At 63.7% G+C, this 15,849-nt stretch carries 14 protein-coding genes; 7 read left to right on the top strand and 7 right to left on the bottom strand.

What is annotated here, in order from left to right; genetic code table 11:
• Nucleotides 1-148 precede the first annotated feature (148 nt).
• The 5 genes from DOM36_RS07765 to edd form a co-directional block, all read right to left on the bottom strand.
• A complete protein-coding gene (locus tag DOM36_RS07765) occupies nt 149-1,117 on the bottom strand; it encodes a carbohydrate kinase (RefSeq protein ID WP_075571547.1) in 969 nt (322 codons plus the stop codon).
• Between the two features lie 107 nt (nt 1,118-1,224).
• Entirely contained in the window at nt 1,225-2,100 is an 876-nt protein-coding gene (locus tag DOM36_RS07760) for an aldo/keto reductase (protein WP_232823769.1), read from the bottom strand.
• Nucleotides 2,097-3,014, bottom strand: coding sequence for a D-hexose-6-phosphate mutarotase (locus DOM36_RS07755; protein WP_110642384.1), 918 nt, complete (start codon nt 3,012-3,014; stop codon nt 2,097-2,099). The genes DOM36_RS07760 and DOM36_RS07755 overlap by 4 nt, the downstream gene beginning before the upstream one ends.
• Nucleotides 3,011-3,970 (bottom strand): glucokinase, encoded by a 960-nt coding sequence (gene glk, locus DOM36_RS07750; protein ID WP_075571545.1) that lies wholly within the window; start codon nt 3,968-3,970, stop codon nt 3,011-3,013. The genes DOM36_RS07755 and glk overlap by 4 nt, the downstream gene beginning before the upstream one ends.
• Nucleotides 3,967-5,817: a phosphogluconate dehydratase gene (gene edd, locus DOM36_RS07745; protein WP_110642382.1), complete on the bottom strand. Its 1,851-nt coding sequence runs from the start codon at nt 5,815-5,817 to the stop codon at nt 3,967-3,969. The genes glk and edd overlap by 4 nt, the downstream gene beginning before the upstream one ends.
• Nucleotides 5,818-6,067: 250 nt before the next feature.
• On the opposite strand from edd, the gene gap reads away from it, so the two are divergent.
• The 4 genes from gap to DOM36_RS07725 all read left to right on the top strand — a co-directional run bounded on the left by gap (nt 6,068) and on the right by DOM36_RS07725 (nt 10,098).
• Nucleotides 6,068-7,069 (top strand): type I glyceraldehyde-3-phosphate dehydrogenase, encoded by a 1,002-nt coding sequence (gap, locus tag DOM36_RS07740; RefSeq protein ID WP_075571543.1) that lies wholly within the window; start codon nt 6,068-6,070, stop codon nt 7,067-7,069.
• Between the two features lie 429 nt (nt 7,070-7,498).
• The gene (locus tag DOM36_RS20280) at nt 7,499-7,819 is read left to right on the top strand and encodes a hypothetical protein (RefSeq protein ID WP_075571542.1); all 321 of its coding nucleotides are present in this window, start codon (nt 7,499-7,501) and stop codon (nt 7,817-7,819) included.
• A gap of 64 nt (nt 7,820-7,883) precedes the next feature.
• Nucleotides 7,884-9,185 (top strand): sensor domain-containing diguanylate cyclase, encoded by a 1,302-nt coding sequence (locus DOM36_RS07730; protein ID WP_075571541.1) that lies wholly within the window; start codon nt 7,884-7,886, stop codon nt 9,183-9,185.
• Between the two features lie 109 nt (nt 9,186-9,294).
• Nucleotides 9,295-10,098, top strand: coding sequence for a dienelactone hydrolase family protein (locus tag DOM36_RS07725; protein WP_075571540.1), 804 nt, complete (start codon nt 9,295-9,297; stop codon nt 10,096-10,098).
• 135 nt (nt 10,099-10,233) lie between these two features.
• On the opposite strand, the gene pncB is transcribed toward DOM36_RS07725, so the two are convergent.
• Together pncB and DOM36_RS07715 are read right to left on the bottom strand one after the other, a co-directional pair.
• Nucleotides 10,234-11,409, bottom strand: coding sequence for a nicotinate phosphoribosyltransferase (gene pncB, locus DOM36_RS07720; RefSeq protein WP_075571539.1), 1,176 nt, complete (start codon nt 11,407-11,409; stop codon nt 10,234-10,236).
• 71 nt (nt 11,410-11,480) lie between these two features.
• Nucleotides 11,481-11,780: a DUF4190 domain-containing protein gene (locus DOM36_RS07715; RefSeq protein ID WP_232823768.1), complete on the bottom strand. Its 300-nt coding sequence runs from the start codon at nt 11,778-11,780 to the stop codon at nt 11,481-11,483.
• A gap of 132 nt (nt 11,781-11,912) precedes the next feature.
• On the opposite strand from DOM36_RS07715, the gene DOM36_RS07710 reads away from it, so the two are divergent.
• The 3 genes from DOM36_RS07710 to DOM36_RS07700 all read left to right on the top strand — a co-directional run bounded on the left by DOM36_RS07710 (nt 11,913) and on the right by DOM36_RS07700 (nt 15,848).
• A complete protein-coding gene (locus tag DOM36_RS07710) occupies nt 11,913-13,085 on the top strand; it encodes a GNAT family N-acetyltransferase (protein WP_075571537.1) in 1,173 nt (390 codons plus the stop codon).
• Between the two features lie 101 nt (nt 13,086-13,186).
• A complete protein-coding gene (locus tag DOM36_RS07705; RefSeq protein ID WP_110642378.1) occupies nt 13,187-15,043 on the top strand; it encodes a monovalent cation:proton antiporter-2 (CPA2) family protein in 1,857 nt (618 codons plus the stop codon).
• Nucleotides 15,006-15,848 (top strand): fructosamine kinase family protein, encoded by an 843-nt coding sequence (locus DOM36_RS07700; protein ID WP_110642376.1) that lies wholly within the window; start codon nt 15,006-15,008, stop codon nt 15,846-15,848. Before DOM36_RS07705 ends, DOM36_RS07700 begins: the two co-directional genes overlap by 38 nt.
• Nucleotide 15,849 lies beyond the last annotated feature (1 nt).

Below are 15,849 nucleotides of genomic sequence, written 5' to 3'. Positions count from 1 at the left end.
CAATGAACGGGCGGGCACGCGCTGTCACAAGCGACCGATGGATGTGGACATTATCATCCGGGCGTAAGCGGCACAGGCGGGTTAGACGATAGTAGAATGCGCCGCCATGGGCGGCGCTAATCGTCTTCGCGGCAGGAAAGGTGGAGGACTAGCGAGGCAGATCGTCGAGATCATCGGTGCCGGGCAGCGAGACGAAGGCACCGGCCCGCGTGGCAGCGAAGGCACCGCAGCGGGCGGCAAACGTCAGCGCCTCCGTCAGTCGCGTTTCATTGGCCAGCCAGTCGGAAAGCGTCTCGCAGGTCACGTCGTCTCGTGCCAGGGAGGCCAGCAGCCCGCCGATGAAGGCGTCGCCCGCGGCCGTGGTGTCCACTGCCTGAACGCTGGGCGGCGTCGTCTGCAGCTGACGGTCGGCCAGATGGGCAGTGACTGGCCCCGGGCCGTCGGTGATGACGATCAGTCGGGCGCACTTGGCGAGCCTTGCACTGACCCACTCCTCCACGCTGCGATCGCCGCGCAGGATGTCGAGCTCCTCGGTGGAGAGCTTGATGACATGGGCACGCTCGAGCAGCTGTTCGACCAGCCCGATATCGATCTTGCCCTGCGGCCACAGCATGGCGCGCAGGTTGACATCGACGCTGATCAGGCAGCCGCCGCGCCGGGCGATGCTGGCGAGATCCAGCGTCGTGCGGGCGATGGCAGTGTCGGTCAGGCTATTGCTGCACAGGTGCACCAGGGCCGGCTCGGTGAAGATGCCCGGCGGCAGATGCTCACGCCGATAGAGCAGGTCCGCGGCGGGCGGGCGATAGAAGTCGAACTGACGCTCGCCCTGGCTATCGCGTGAGACGAAAGCCAGAGCCGTGCGCGCCTCGCGGGTTCGCCTCACGTGCTGGGTATCGACGCCATAGCGGGTCAGTTCGTCGACCAGGAAGTCGCCGAAGCGATCGTCACCGATCATGCCGAGAAAGAGGCTGGGGACGCCCTGGCGGGCGCAGGCGACGGCCGCATTGGCCGGCGCGCCGCCGGCATAGGGCGTGAAGGTCTCGGGGCCGCTGTCGTCGCCCAGACGGCTGGACAACATGTCGACGAGGGCTTCGCCGAAGGCGATGATGGGGGTCATGGGTTACCGACTCTCTTGTCGAACGGAATCGAGATGCGGCGTTCGGGATCTCATCGAGCCCTGACTTTATCGAGCTCTGATCCTGCAAACTGCCGCACCAAACGTCATCACGGTACGCGGTGACTGCGCGCTTCCTCGAGCAGTGCAAACCACGTTGGGCGATCGAGTTCGAGATTACTGCTCAACAGCAAATTGTCGATACGCCTTTCATTCAACGTTCCGGTCACCGGAATCGGCTTGCCGGGCAGACGACGCAGCCAGGCCAACGCCAGCCCCGCGGTGGTCGAATTGAGCTGCTCCGCCAGCCGCGAGAGCGCCGTGCCGAGCACGTCCTCGAAGACCGAGCCGCCGCCCAACGGCGACCAGGCCATCGGCGCCAGCCCATCGGCCAGAACGGCATCGTAGAAACCGTCGAATAGCGCATCCGGATGCGCCAGCGAGAGCTCGAGCTGGTGAACGCCGAGGCGATGGTGCATCGCGGCCTGCAGGCGGCGCCACTGTTCCGGCAGGAAGTTGGAGACACCTACGGCGCCGACCTTGCCGGCGGCAATGGCGTCATCCAGCGCTCGCGCCGCGGCTTCGGTATCCATCAGCGGGTCGGGGCGGTGCAGCAGGAAGTGATCGAGACGGTCGACGCCGAGGCGAGAAAGGGAGCCGTCGATGACCTGCGTGAGATGGCGTTCGGAGGTGTCGTAATGCTTGACCCCGAAAGGGGAGGTGTCGCGGTGGGGCAGAACGATATTGCCCTTGGTCACCACCCGAACCCGGGACTTGAGCGACGGCCGCCGGGCCAGTGCCTCGCCGAAGCGCTGTTCGCCCAGATGGTTGCCGTAGCTGTCGGCGTGATCGAACCAGTGCAACCCCTGATCGACCCGGGCTTCCAGCCAGTCGGCAAATTTTTCGACGTCGTCGAATTCGGGGCGCTCGTTGAGGCGCATCATGCCCAGGATGAAGGGCGAATCGAAAACCAGGTCGTCACTCACGCCGGCTGCGCCTCCCGCACGATCGTGGTGGATAGGAGATGCTGGCCGTCCGGCACCAGCCAGACCGGATCGACCCGGGTGCAGGCCGCTTCGACGCATAAGAAACGCTGACCGACCGCGGCCGGCGTGTCGCCCGGCAAAGCGTCGCCGGGATGCCACACGACAGTCGAGTCGCTGCCCTGCTTGCTGATCAGCAATCGACGCTGACCATCGTCGAGAGTCACCGGGCGGTTGGATTGATAGATGCGATCGAGCGCGCCGCGAATGCCGAGTTCGCCCTGCTGGTGATGCTCGGCGAAGTGTTCGAGCTTGTCCAGGTAGCGCGCGCCGGCCAACCCCTCGATACGACATCGATGGGTATCGGCGACGGCGAAATAGGTGTGCAACGCGGCGGTCATCTTGACCGGCGTGGTGCCGACGTGGCGCGTCATCAGCTCGACGCTGAGCCGCTGCGCGTTGGCATGAACCACGGCGTTGGGAACGAGTTGATCATGCAGCCGTTCCTGCGGGGAGAGATGGATCTCGACGCCGCTGCCGGTCACGCTCTCGTCGATGGCATCGACCCGCCACGCCGCCGTGCGCGCGGGGCCATGCATGGGGCCCTTGCCGTCGGGTGACTCGTCGGCGAACCACGGCCAGCACAGCGGGATTCCGCCACGAATGGCGCCGGGCATCGGCTGAGGTGTGGGCGTGACCCACAGCCAGCCATCCTCCGCACCGGACGCCGGGCGGGTGCCCTCGGCTCGCTCGGCTTCGGGGACCAAAGGTAGGAAATGCAGTAACTGGGCGCCTTGCAGCGAGATCGCAAGCTCCCCCCAGTCGGCATTGATGACCAGCACGCGCCGGCCTTCCCACTCGGTCTCTCGCTGGCCGTCGGTTGCATCGACCAACTGCCGCAGCGTATCGGGAATCATGTCACCTCCTCGTTGTGCAGGGCTTCCGCCGCGCCCAGCAATCCGGTCCACGGCGCTGTCACCACCCAGGTGGGGATGCCGGCATTGTAGGCGCTAAGGCGGCCCTTGTCGGCAAAGGCGCGACGGAAGTCGCTGCGCGGCAGCCATTCGATCAACCGGGGGGTGATGCCGCCGCAGAGGTAGACGCCGCCGAGGGCGCCGAGCGTCAGCGCGGCGTCGCCGGCCGAACCGCCGAGGATCTTGAGAAAGCGCATCAGCGTCTCGCGGGCGACTCGGTCGCCCGCCCGCGCCGCCCCGGTCACTTCCGCCGGCGTATTGTAGCGCGGGGTCGTCTTGAGCAGCGCCGCGTGAGCGAGGTAGAGGTCGAGCAGGCCCTGACCGCACAGCAGACGCTCGATCGAGACGCGCCCGTAGCGGGCTCGAAAATAGTCGAGAAGCTGTCGCTCGCGCTTGTCGGTGGGGGCGAAAGTGGCGTGGCCACCTTCGGTGGTGAGCGGGATCCAGTGTCGTCGACTGGGAATCAGACCGGCCACGCCAAGCCCCGTGCCGGGGCCGATGATCAGGCGGGGGCGGCGGGCCTCGGCTTCGCCTTCTCCGATCTTGACCAGATCCTTCTCGTCGATATGAGGGATCCCCAGCGCCTGGGCGGTGAAATCGTTGATGACCTTGAAGTTGGACAGCCCCAGCGCCTGGGCGACCGCCTTCTTGGAAAATGCCCAGTCGTTGTTGGTCATCTTGACCCAGTCTTCATGAACCGGGCAGGCGAATGCCAGACAGGCTTCCTCGGGCGCCTCGGCGCCGACCTGTTTCAGATAGGCCTGAATGGCTTCGACCAGACCGGCATAGCGCGCGCAGGGCAGCGTCTCGACCGATTGAAGCTCGACGCTACCGGGCATGACCAGCGCGAAGCGCGCGTTGGTTCCGCCAATGTCGCCGATCAAGGCGGGAGTCGTCATGTATGCCCTCCGGGCAAGTCGGCGGCATCGAAGCCGCCAAAGGTCGCCGCGCCTTCCTCGGCCCCGCCGACCAGTTGGCGGAAGCCGGCGAACAGTTCGCGGCCCATTCCCTGATGATAGTGATCCAGGTCGCAGGTCGCCGGTTCGCGTTGCGCCCAGGTTTCGGCATCCACCAGCGCTTCGAGCACGCCGTTATCCGGGTCGAGCAGGACCGTGTCGCCGTCGCGCAGGTAGGCGATCGGGCCAGCGTCGACCGCTTCCGGGGTGATGTGGATGGCCGCGGGTACCTTACCAGAGGCGCCTGACATTCGCCCATCGGTGACCAGTGCAACCTTGTGGCCGCGATCCTGCAGCACTCCCAGAAACGGCGTCAACTGATGCAGTTCCGGCATGCCGTTGGCGCGCGGGCCCTGGAAGCGCACGACCACGACGACGTCACGGTCCAGTTCTCCATTCTCGAATGCCGCCTTGACCTGGCTCTGATCGTCGAAGATGCGCACCGGCGCTTCGACTCGGCGGAACTCGGGCTTGACCGCCGAGACCTTGATCACGCCGCGCCCCAGGTTGCCGTCGAGCACGGCCAGACCGCCCGTAGGCGAGAAGGGGCGGGTCGCCGGCCGCAGCACGTCTTCGTCGAGACTCTGCTGCGTGCCTTCACGCCAGATCAGACGATCCCCTTCCAGGAATGGCTCCTGAGTGTAAGCCGTCATGTCGGTGCCGAAGGCGGTGCGCACGTCGGCATGCAGCAGCCCCGCAGAGAGCAGCTCCCGGACCAGGAAGCTGACGCCACCGGCGGCATGGAAGTGATTCACGTCAGCCTGACCATTGGGGTAGATCCGGGTCAGTCCGGGAATCACCGTCGACAGCTCGGCGAAGTCGTCCCAGGTGATGGTCAGACCGACGGCTGCAGCCATCGCTACCAGATGCAGGGTGTGATTGGTCGACCCGCCGGAGGTGAGCAGTCCGACCATGGCGTTGACGATGGCGTGGGCGTCGATCTGCTTGTAGAAGGGGTGATAGTCGCCGCCCTGGTCGCTGTTGCGAATCACCTGCTCGGTGCTGAAGCGGGTAATGGCGTCGCGCAGCGGGGTGCCCGGGTTGACGAACGAGGTGCCCGGCATGTGCAGGCCCATCATCTCGAGCATCAGCTGATTGGAGTTGGCGGTGCCGTAGAAGGTGCAGGTCCCGGCGCTGTGGTAGGAGTCCGACTCCGCTTCCAGCAATGCATCGCGGCCGACCTTGCCCTCGGCGTAGAGCTGTCGGATGCGCGATTTCTCGGCGTTGGGCAGGCCGCTCGGCATCGGCCCCGCGGGAACGAACACCGCCGGCAGGTGGCCGAAGCGCGCGGCGCCGATGAACAGACCCGGCACGATCTTGTCACAGACACCGAGATAGAGTGCGCCATCGAACATGTTGTGCGACATCGCTATCGCCGTCGACATGGCGATCACGTCGCGGGAAAACAGCGACAGCTCCATCCCCGGCTGGCCCTGGGTCACGCCATCGCACATGGCCGGCACGCCACCGGCAAACTGCGCGGTGCTGCCCATGCCCCGGGCGGCGTTCTTGATCAGTTCGGGAAAATGCTCGAGAGGCTGGTGCGCCGACAGCATGTCGTTATAGGAAGAGACGATGCCGATATTGGTACTGTTCATCAGCTTCAGGCTGTTCTTGTCGCCTGCGTTGCAGGCGGCGAAGCCGTGAGCCAGGTTGCCGCAGGAGAGCTCGGCACGGTGGACGCCGCGGCGATGTTGCTGCTGCATGCGGTCCTCGTAGAGGCGGCGGCGGTCGGCGGAGCGGTCCTCGATGCGCCTCGTCACACGATCCAAGGTGGGGTTGAGCGTCATGGTGTGCCTCATCGAGCAGTCAGGTTTATTTGGTAAACTTACCAAAAAAATATCGCCATTGTTCGAGAATGCGCCTTTCGTATTAGTCTTTTGGGGTAATATTTTTTCACGTTCCGATGTTCTAGACTGCGTGTACTAGACTATTCGGCAGCTTGCGGTGATGACACGGCACCCCGGCTTTCAGCGCCGTCATCACCTGACGTTCGCGTCATGCCATCATCTGAATCAAGTCATCAATGAGGAGAGCACCATGACACTGCGTGTCGCCATCAACGGCTTTGGCCGTATCGGTCGGAATGTACTCCGCGCCATGTACGAGAACGGTTACCGGGATCGGATCGACGTCGTTGCCATCAACGACCTGGGCGATCCGGCGCTCAATGCCCACCTGTTGCGTCACGACAGCGTCCACGGGCATTTCGGATTCGAAGTCACCCACGATAGCGATACTCTGAGCGTAGACGGGGATAGCATCCGCATCCTCTCCGAACGGGATCCGGCGCAGCTACCCTGGAAATCGCTCGATGTCGATCTGGTGATGGAGTGTACCGGCCTGTTCACCAGCCGTGCCGCCGCCGCCAAGCACATCGAAGCGGGTGCCGGACGGGTGCTGATCTCCGCCCCCAGCGGAGATGCCGACGCAACGATCGTTTTTGGCGTCAACGAGGGGACGTTGACGGCGGATCATCGCGTGGTCTCCAACGCGTCCTGCACCACCAACTGCCTGGCACCGGTCGCTCAGGCGCTGCAGGACAGCGTGGGTATCGAGAATGGCCTGATGACCACGGTGCATGCCTACACCAACGACCAGAACCTGTCTGACGTCTATCACAAGGATCCGTACCGGGCGCGCAGCGCCACGCAGTCGATGATCCCGACCAAGACCGGTGCCGCGGCGGCGGTTGGACTGGTGCTGCCGGAGTTGAACGGCAAGCTCGACGGTCTCGCCGTGCGCGTGCCGGTGATCAACGTGTCGCTGGTGGACCTGACCTTTACTGCCGGTCGCGACACGAGCAAGGAAGAGATCAACGAGATTCTCGAAAAGGCTGCCGCCAAGTCACCGGTGCTGGCGGTGAACTCGCAGCCGCTGGTCTCGATCGATTTCAACCACGATCCCAACTCCTCCACTTTCGATGCCAACCACACCCGTGTGAACGGCCGTCTGGTCAAGGTCATGGCCTGGTACGACAACGAATGGGGCTTTTCCAACCGCATGCTGGACACGGCGCTGGCGATGCAGGCGGCCAGCTAGTCCGGAAGAGGCCAGCCAGTTCGGAAGAAATCGTCCGGAAGAGACGGTCCGGAAGAAATCGTCCGACAACGATGTAGAGCGAGGGGTCACTGAGAATCTGTCACCCCTCGCTTCGATGGTTTCCCGCGTTATCTCTATCCGGATATTCCCTTCCCCGATTTTCTTCCAGATTCCTCTTTCCAAGTTCACTTTCCAAATCCTCTTTCCGGCACCTTGCAGTGCGGGCTTCTCCGCTGCCTCCGCTATCGTGACGGAGCCGCTGGCGCTCGAAGTAGCCGCTGTTTTGTGCTCAAGTCATCCATTCTGGCGTCGATAGAACCCGGTATGCTGGTCAATTGTGTCGGCAGGCTTGGCGTTGCCGGGCTGACCCTCTAGTGTAAGGCCACCTACGGCTCCATTTTTTCACCATGCATCGAGGTTGGCGGCGCCATGCAGGACAACATCATCAACGCGCATCGCCTGATTGGCGAAATCATCCACGACCCTGGAGAAGAGCGGCGCGGCAAGATCGTGGGCGTCGACCAGGCCCGTTCTACACCGGTGATTTTCGTGATCTGGCAAGAGCGGGCGGGGATACAGCGCTTCGAATTGACCCGCGACGAGCTTCGCCAACTGGCGGACGCCTGTTGTCGGCCGCGCCCGACGGCGCAGGATCGACGGGGTCGAGGCAGTGATGACGCGCCGGTTTCATCCGATGATGGCGTGTCCGCGTCATCGGCATTTGCTCAACGTCGTGTCGGCTATCGCTGACACGATCCTGGTTTACCACCCAGCCGCCTGGAAACAGCACCGCGGCGAGACGAGGCCGGAGTGCATGGATTCGAGGGATGCCTTCGTGCATGGCGAGCGAAGCTTGGGCGCGGAAGCGCAACAGTGGCTGCAATCCTTGCCCGGTACGGCTTACGCCACCGACTCGGCCTGGTGGCTGGGCGAGGTTCGCTTTGTCGCCGATTCCATCAGCACGTTGAGTCACCGGTCTGCCGCGGATCATGCGTCTCAACCCGAGCTGTGGTTGGCGCAGGTTGCCGAAACCGAGCGCTGGCCGTTGCTCGAGCAACTGCAGCAGGCAATGACCCGGGGCGACTCTGCGGTGCGGCTCTCCTACGTCATCGAGAGGCGCGATGGCTCGCAGTGCGCGGTCGATGACAGTGTCAGCATTCAGCGTGACGCGAGCGGTGCGGTAGAGGCTCTGGTCGGGCTGCTGCAGGCGAGCCCCGTCGCGGCGGCGAAGGATGGCCCGCCGCTGCAGTCTCTGCTCGATCATGGTGGCGATATCATCATGGCGCTCGATGAAGACCTCGACTGCCACTATGTCGCGGGTAACACGCAAGAGACGCTGGGCGTGACCACGGCGTCGCTGCTCTCGGCTTCGCTGTTCGCTTTGATGGCGCCGGAGGACGGTTCTCGGATTCGGCGGCTGCTGGTGGAGGGGGGCGCGGAGGCCGGTTCGCCGATGGTAGAGCTGCGATTGAGGCACCGGGATGGCGGATATCGCTGGTTCGAGATCCATTTTTCGCCCTATCCGTTGCCGCTGGGGCCGCCCGAGGAGCCGTCGGTGATGCCGGGTTGGGTCGCCATCGCCAGGGACATCACCCGTCGCCGCCAGCAGTCGCTGCAGTGGAACGCGTACACCGCCACGGACGAGCTGACCTCGGCACTCAATCGCGAGCCGTTCATGGGCTTGCTCAGACACGCCTTCGCCAGCGCAGACGCGGGAGCCCGCTTCACGCTGATCGTGTTCGATGTCGATCATTTCAGCGACATCAATCAGGCGTGGGGACGCGAGGGCGGCGACCTCGTGCTCAGCTGTATCGGCGAAATGTGCCGGGCGACACTGAGAGAACGATTCAGCTTCGGCCGTTTGGGCGATGACTCATTCGCGCTGCTGATGAGTGGCAAGTCATTGCAGGAAACGGCCGCCATTGCCGAGAAACTGCGTGGCCGCTTTGCGTCGACCCGAGTGGAGTTTCATGGTCATTGGCTGTCTTTCTCGGTTAGTCTTGGAATCGCCGAACGGCGCGGTGGGGAGCTCGCGGAGGCCATGCTGGCGCGGGCGGAGGCGGGCATGCAGGATGCCAAGCAGCACGGAAGGGATCGTGTGCAGCAGGCGCTCTGAGGCGCCGTTCGAGCCTGCCCTCGCCCAGTCGGCAATCAGCAGGGTCGGTTTCGAGCAGGATCGGTATTCGCAGGAACAGGCGCCAAGCCAGTCTAAGAGGGGAACGATAATGGGAAGATTACTGCTGGCCTCGCTGCTCAGCCTGATGTGTGTGTCGGCGTGGGCCGAAGAGGTCGAGGGTCCGCATGTCCAGGGAGAGACTTTCGAGTACACCACGGGCGGCCAGACTTATCAGGGATATCTTGCCTACAACGCCGGCGATGACGAGCCTCGCCCCGGCGTGTTGCTGGTGCATGAATGGTGGGGGGTCAACGACTACATCAAGCACAAGGCCGACCAGCTGGCCGCGCTGGGTTTCGTCGCCTTGGCGGTGGATATGTACGGGGATGGCAAGGTGGCTCAGCATCCCAAGGATGCCAAGGAATTCTCAAGCCAGGTCATGCAGGATTGGCCTTCGGCGCGAGCGCGCCTGGAGGCGGCGATGGCGGCGTTGCGGGAGCATCCCGCCGTGCGCGAGGACCGGATGGCAGCGATCGGTTACTGCTTCGGGGGTGGCGTGGTCATGAACATGGCGCTGGCGGGAATGCCACTGGACGCCGTGATCAGCTTTCATGGCAGCCCGACTCAGGTGGTGACCAACCCGCAACCGTTCGATGGTCTGGTGCGCATCTACAACGGTCAGGATGATTCGCTGGTCGACCCCGAGGCGCTCGACGGTATGGCGGCGGCGCTGACGAAGGACGGCGCCAATGTTCGCGTGGTGCAGTATCCTGGCGCCAAGCACGCCTTCACCAATCCGGATGCCGACGCGCTGGCCGAGAAGTACGATCTTCCGCTCGGTTACAACGCCGCCGCGGATGCCGCGTCCTGGCAGGCCGCGCTGCTGACGCTGGATGAGGCGTTGAATCAGTAGCTGCCCGGCGGCCATGGTCAGGAATACGGGCTATGGCCAGAAAACAGAAGCCACAAAAAACCACGAGCGGTCACGTTCGTGGTTTTTTTGTGGTCGATCGAGACTAGCCACAGGGGCGGCCAGTCTTAAGGATGGCTAGTCATAAGGACGGCTAAGGGCGAGAACGCGCTTGGCCAGGGCGATCATCTCGGGGTCGCCGGTATGCTTGTCGGGAACGTCGGAGAGCTTGACCACCGGCAGCCAGTGCTGGCCTTCCGGTCTGGCCTCGACCATCTTGATCACCATGTTCATCGGTTCGACGCCGACATCGTTGGTGAAGTTGGTCCCGATGCCGAACGCCATGCCGACACGGCCCTGGCAGAACGACTGGATTCGCTCGACTTTCTCCGGCGTCAAGGCATCGGAGAAGATGATCGTCTTGCTGCGCGGGTCGATTCCCAGCTTCTCGTAGTGGGCGATGGTCGACGCCGCGAAGTCGATCGGATCGGCGCTATCGTGACGCACGCCGTCGAAGAGCTTGGCGAACTTCTTGTCGAAGCTTTCGAAAAATGCGCGCGAGGTGAAGGTGTCGGTCAGCGCAATGCCCAGATCGCCGCGGTAGACATCGACCCAGTGCTCCAGTGCCAGACTGTTGGCCATCTTGAAGCCAAAGCGCGCGCCGTGGAACATGAACCATTCGTGGGCGTGGGTGCCGATGGGCTTGACCCCATGGCGCATTGCCAGCAGCACATTGCTGCTGCCGCTGAACGCCTCGCCGCCGTGATGCCGCAGCGCGCCGACCACCCGGTCATGAACATCGAAGGAGAAACGTCGGCGCGTGCCGAATTCGGCGATTTTCAGGCCCAGCCGCTGATACTGTTCGATCTTGGTCCGGGTGCGCGCTTCGACCGTTGCATCGTCATCGCGCTCGACGCCGCGCAGGCGATACCAGAGCTCGCTGATCAGCGCCATCAGCGGGACTTCCCATAGGATGGTGCGATACCACAGCCCTTCGATAGTGACCGAGAGTTCGGTTCCCGTCTGCTCGATGACCACTTCGGCAGGGTTGTAGCGAAAACCGGCCAGGAAATCGAGATAGGTCGGATCGAGATAGGGGCAGGTGGTCTCGAGGTACTGCTTTTCCGCATCGCTCAGGACGAGGCTGGCCATCGCGTCCACTTCGCGTCGCAGCGCTTCGCCGAATCCGGCGGGAAAAGCATGCTCGCCACGATTGATGAACGCGTAGCGCGCCTGCGCGTAGGGAAAGCGCTTGATCACGGCGTTCTGCATCGTGATCTTGTAGAAATCGTTATCGATAAGCGAAGTCAGCATGAAAACTCGTCATCAGCATGAACACAATCCGCGGTCGGTATCACCAGCGAGCGTTTCTTCAAGAGGATTGATTACACGAATACCATGATACCGAACATTGTCGCGACGAAACCGCCGAACAGCAAAAGACCTGCCAGCGACAACAGAATCAGCAGATAGCCTAATATCAACCCGGCCAGTGCCCAGCTGTCGCCGGATTCGTGCTTGCGGCGAATCTGGCGTCGGGCCAGATGGCCGCAGACGACGCCGCCCAAGGCGGCCGGGGGCACCAGAGTCCCCACCACGCTCAGGGCGAAGGCGACCAGGGCCATGGTGTTGGTAGGCGCTGGTGGCGGCGTTGGCTGATCGGGAGGAGAAGAGGCGAATGTCATCGTATGGAGCGGCTCACGAATCCAGGATTGTCTCGTGAGTATCGCACGCTTGCCCATGGCTCTCGACGTTTTCAAACCGGAACAGGGAGCAACGAGGGGCAAATGACCGAAACGCGTAACAGGAGAGACGGGATGGCATTGCGGGTCGAAAATATCGGAAGTCTGGCCGCCAGCCAGGCGCCGCTCTGGAATGCCGTTGTCGGCGATCGCTATCCGTTTCTGCGACACGAATTTCTGGCGGCACTGGAAGCCTGCGACTGCGCCAACACCGATACCGGCTGGGAGCCGGACCACCTGATGGTATTCGATGGCGATCGGGCGGTGGCGGTACTGCCGCGCTATGCCAAGTATCATTCCCGCGGCGAGTACGTGTTCGACTGGTCATGGGCGGATGCGTGGGAGCGCGCGGGGGGCGATTACTACCCCAAATCGCTGTCGGCGATTCCGTTCACGCCCGCCACGGGACCGCGACTGGCGGTCGTCGAAGACGTGGATCGACGCGCGGTGATCGCGGCGTTGGCGCCGGTGATTCGTGACACCGGCCTGCAAAGCTGGCACCTGCTGTTTGCCGAAAGCGGCGAAGTGGACGACTGGCAGGCGTCATTCGACGCCCCGCTGCTGGAGCGCCAGGCGGTGCAGTTTGCCTGGCAAGACGATGACTTCGGCGATTTCGAGGGCTTTCTGGCCCGGATGAGTTCGCGCAAGCGCAAGGAGATCCGGCGCGAGCGTCGCAAGCTGGCCGAGCAGGGCTTCGTGTTCGAGCGGTTGACCGGGACGCAGATCGACGATCGCGCGCTGGCCCAGTTCTATCGCTGCTACTGCATGACCTATCTGGAGCGTGGTCAACGTCCCTATCTGACGCTGGAATTCTTCATCCGGCTGCGCGACGGCCTGACCGATTCGCTGATGCTGGTGCGTGCCAGCGTGGAAGGGCGGGCCGTGGCCGCGGCGCTGTGCTTTGAAGGACGAGGTTGCGAAGGGCAGGGTCTCGAGGGAAAGGGAACGCTCTATGGTCGCTACTGGGGCAGCGAGGTCGAGGCCGATTTTCTGCATTTCGAGACCTGCTACTACCAGGGGATCGAGCACTGCCTGGCGCGTGGCCTGTCCCGTTTCGACCCGGGGACGCAGGGCGAACACAAGCTGACGCGGGGCTTCGCGCCGGTCATCAGCCGCTCGCTGCACTATCTGGACCACCCCGGGTTTCGTGATGCCGTCGAGAGCTTCTGTCGTGAAGAACGGGCCCATGTTCAGGCCTATTTCGAGCAGTGCCGGTCCCGCTTGCCGTTCAAGGATTCAGCATCCTGAATTCGTGGCATCTGGCGCGAGCCGGGCTGCCAGCGTGAGTGATATGCTGAATCCCGATCATACTGGGCGGTAGCGCTCGCCGTGACGAGGACAGAGATTCAATGGGTTTTCTTACCGAAGCGGCTGTGCTGCTGGGTGCCGCGATCATCGCGGTTCCGCTATTCCAGCGTCTGGGCCTGGGGTCGATCCTGGGCTATCTCTGCGTCGGCTTGCTCGCAGGCCCGTCTATCAGCGGCTTCATCTCCGAACCGGAGTCGGTACTGCATTTTTCCGAGTTCGGCGTGGTGATGTTGCTGTTCATCATCGGTCTGGAGCTCGAGCCGAAGCGCCTCTGGTCGCTGCGCAAACGTCTGCTGGGGCTGGGGACTCTGCAGATGGCCGGCTGCGCGGCGCTGCTGATGCCGGTCGGGCTGATGCTGGATCTGCCGCCGAGCATCGCCATCTTTCTCGGGCTCACGCTGGCGTTGTCGTCGACGGCCTTTGCGCTGCAGGTGCTCAACGAGCGGCGCCAGCTGGCGACGCCGCACGGGCAGAGCGCGTTTTCGATCCTGCTGTTTCAGGACCTGGCCGTGATACCGCTGCTGGCCGCGCTGCCGTTTCTGGCCGGACGTGCCGATGCCGCACCGGATAACGGCTGGGTCATCGCCCAAAGTATTGGTGTGGTGATCGCCGCCATCGCCTTCGGTCGCCTGGTCTTTCCCCGCGTGCTGGCGCTGATCGCGCGCAGTGATGTCCACGAGATATTCACGGCCGCGGCGCTGTTTCTGGTGCTGGCGATGGCCCTGGTCATGCAGTGGGCGGGGTTGTCGATGGCGCTGGGCGCCTTCCTGGGCGGTGTGATGCTGGCGGACACCCCGTATCGGCACGAGCTCGAAGCCAATATCGAGCCGTTCAAAGGGTTGCTGCTGGGGCTTTTCTTCATTGCCGTCGGCATGTCGGTCAATCTGGCGTTGGTGCTGGACAACGTCTGGCTGGTGCTGGGACTGGCCATCGCGATGACGCTGGCCAAGTCGGTGGTACTGGCGATCGTGGGCCTGCTGGCACGGTTGCCCCGCACGGAAATCCCTCGCCTGGCGGCGATCATTTCACAGGGCGGCGAGTTCGATTTCGTCCTGTTGACCGCCGCGGTAGCCGCCGGTGTCATCGACCAGCGCATCGCCAGCCTGTGTATCGCGGCGGTGACGCTGAGCATGGCGGCGACGCCGTTTCTGTATCGCCTGGGCGAGAGAGCGGGTGACCGTCTCAAGGAAAGCCGGCCGTTCGATACCGACTTCGGCGACGACACCCCTCCGGTGATCATCGCTGGCCTTGGTCGTTTCGGGCAGATGGTCGGACGTATGCTGAAGATGCAGGGCATCAGTTTCACCGCGCTGGACCCCAACATCACCCAGGTCGAGTTTATTCGCCGGTTCGGTTCGCGCATTTTCTATGCCGATGCCACCCGGCTCGATCTGCTGCGCGCGGCAGGCATCGACAAGGCGCGCCTGCTCGTCATCGCGGTGGACAGCGAAAGTGCCGCGCTGACCATCGCACAATTGGCGAAGACGCATTTTCCCCATCTGACCGTCTACGCGCGAGCGCGTAACCGGCATCACGCCTGGAAGCTGATGGAAATCGGCGTCGATGGCGTGGTTCGCGAAACCTTCGCCTCGAGCATGGAGATGAGCGTCGAGGTGCTCAAGGGGTTGGGCTATCCCAGCGCCAATGCCATCAATGCGGTGCGCACCTTTCGCGATTTCGATAATCAGTTGCTCAAGGATACCTACGCCCATCGCAACGATACCGAGCAGCTGATGGCGACCGAGAAGGCGGCCATGGCCGAGCTGCAATCGCTGTTTCAGCAGGAGCTCGATCGCGGACGTGCCCGCGACAGCCAACGCGAAGAAGACGTTGCCGCCAACGACCACGAGGAGGCCCGCGATGACGCAGACACTGAAGCGCCGGCTCGCGGCGCTTGAACTCGCAACGGATGGCGTGCTCACGCCGCTTTCCGGTGGCGACAGCGGTGCGGGGCTATGGCGGGTCGATGGTACGACGCCCTGTATCGTCAAACAGGATTCGCCACAGCGTGTCGCCGGCGAGGCCGACGGTCTCAGGGCGCTGGGCGACGCCTGTCGCGATCTCATTGTGCCCGCCGTGCTGGCAGAGGACGGTGATCTGCTGGTGATGGAAGCCCTGGATGGCACGGGGCCGCGTGATGCCGCGGCGCTGGGCGCAGGCTTGCGCCAGATGCACCGGGATTCGCGGGAGGCGGGGGCCGAACATGGCTGGCCGCGGGACAACGCCTGCGGCCTGACGCCCCAGCCCAACGCGTCGCTGGCGGACGGTCGCGTGTTCCAGCGCGAGCGTCGTTTGCTGCCGTTGGTGAGACTGTGCCGCGAGCAGGGGTTGCTGGACGCCGCGCTCGCCGAACGCATCGAACGCCTCGCCGAGTCGCTCGAAAGCTGGCTGCCCGATGTATCGCCGTCGCTGGTCCACGGCGATCTATGGTCGGGCAACGTGCTGTTCACGCCGACCGGACCGGCGATCATCGATCCCGCCATCTATCGGCACTATCCGGAGGTGGACGTCGCCATGCTGACCCTGTTCGGCGGCCCGGGCGACGCGTTCTTCGAGGCCTACTGGAATGGTGAACGCCCTGCGGACTGGGAACGACGCGAGGCGCTGTTCCAGCTATATCCGTTGCTCAACCATCTCTATCTGTTCGGTCCGGGTTATCTCGGAAGCGTCTCGCGGGTGGTGGATCGCGTGTTGGCCGGCTGAC

It is taken from the genome of Salinicola sp. CPA57 (genome assembly GCF_003206035.1).
Classification (GTDB): domain Bacteria; phylum Pseudomonadota; class Gammaproteobacteria; order Pseudomonadales; family Halomonadaceae; genus Salinicola; species Salinicola socius.
The sequence above is the reverse complement of the archived record's forward strand: the minus strand, read 5'-3'. Positions and strand labels throughout refer to the sequence as shown.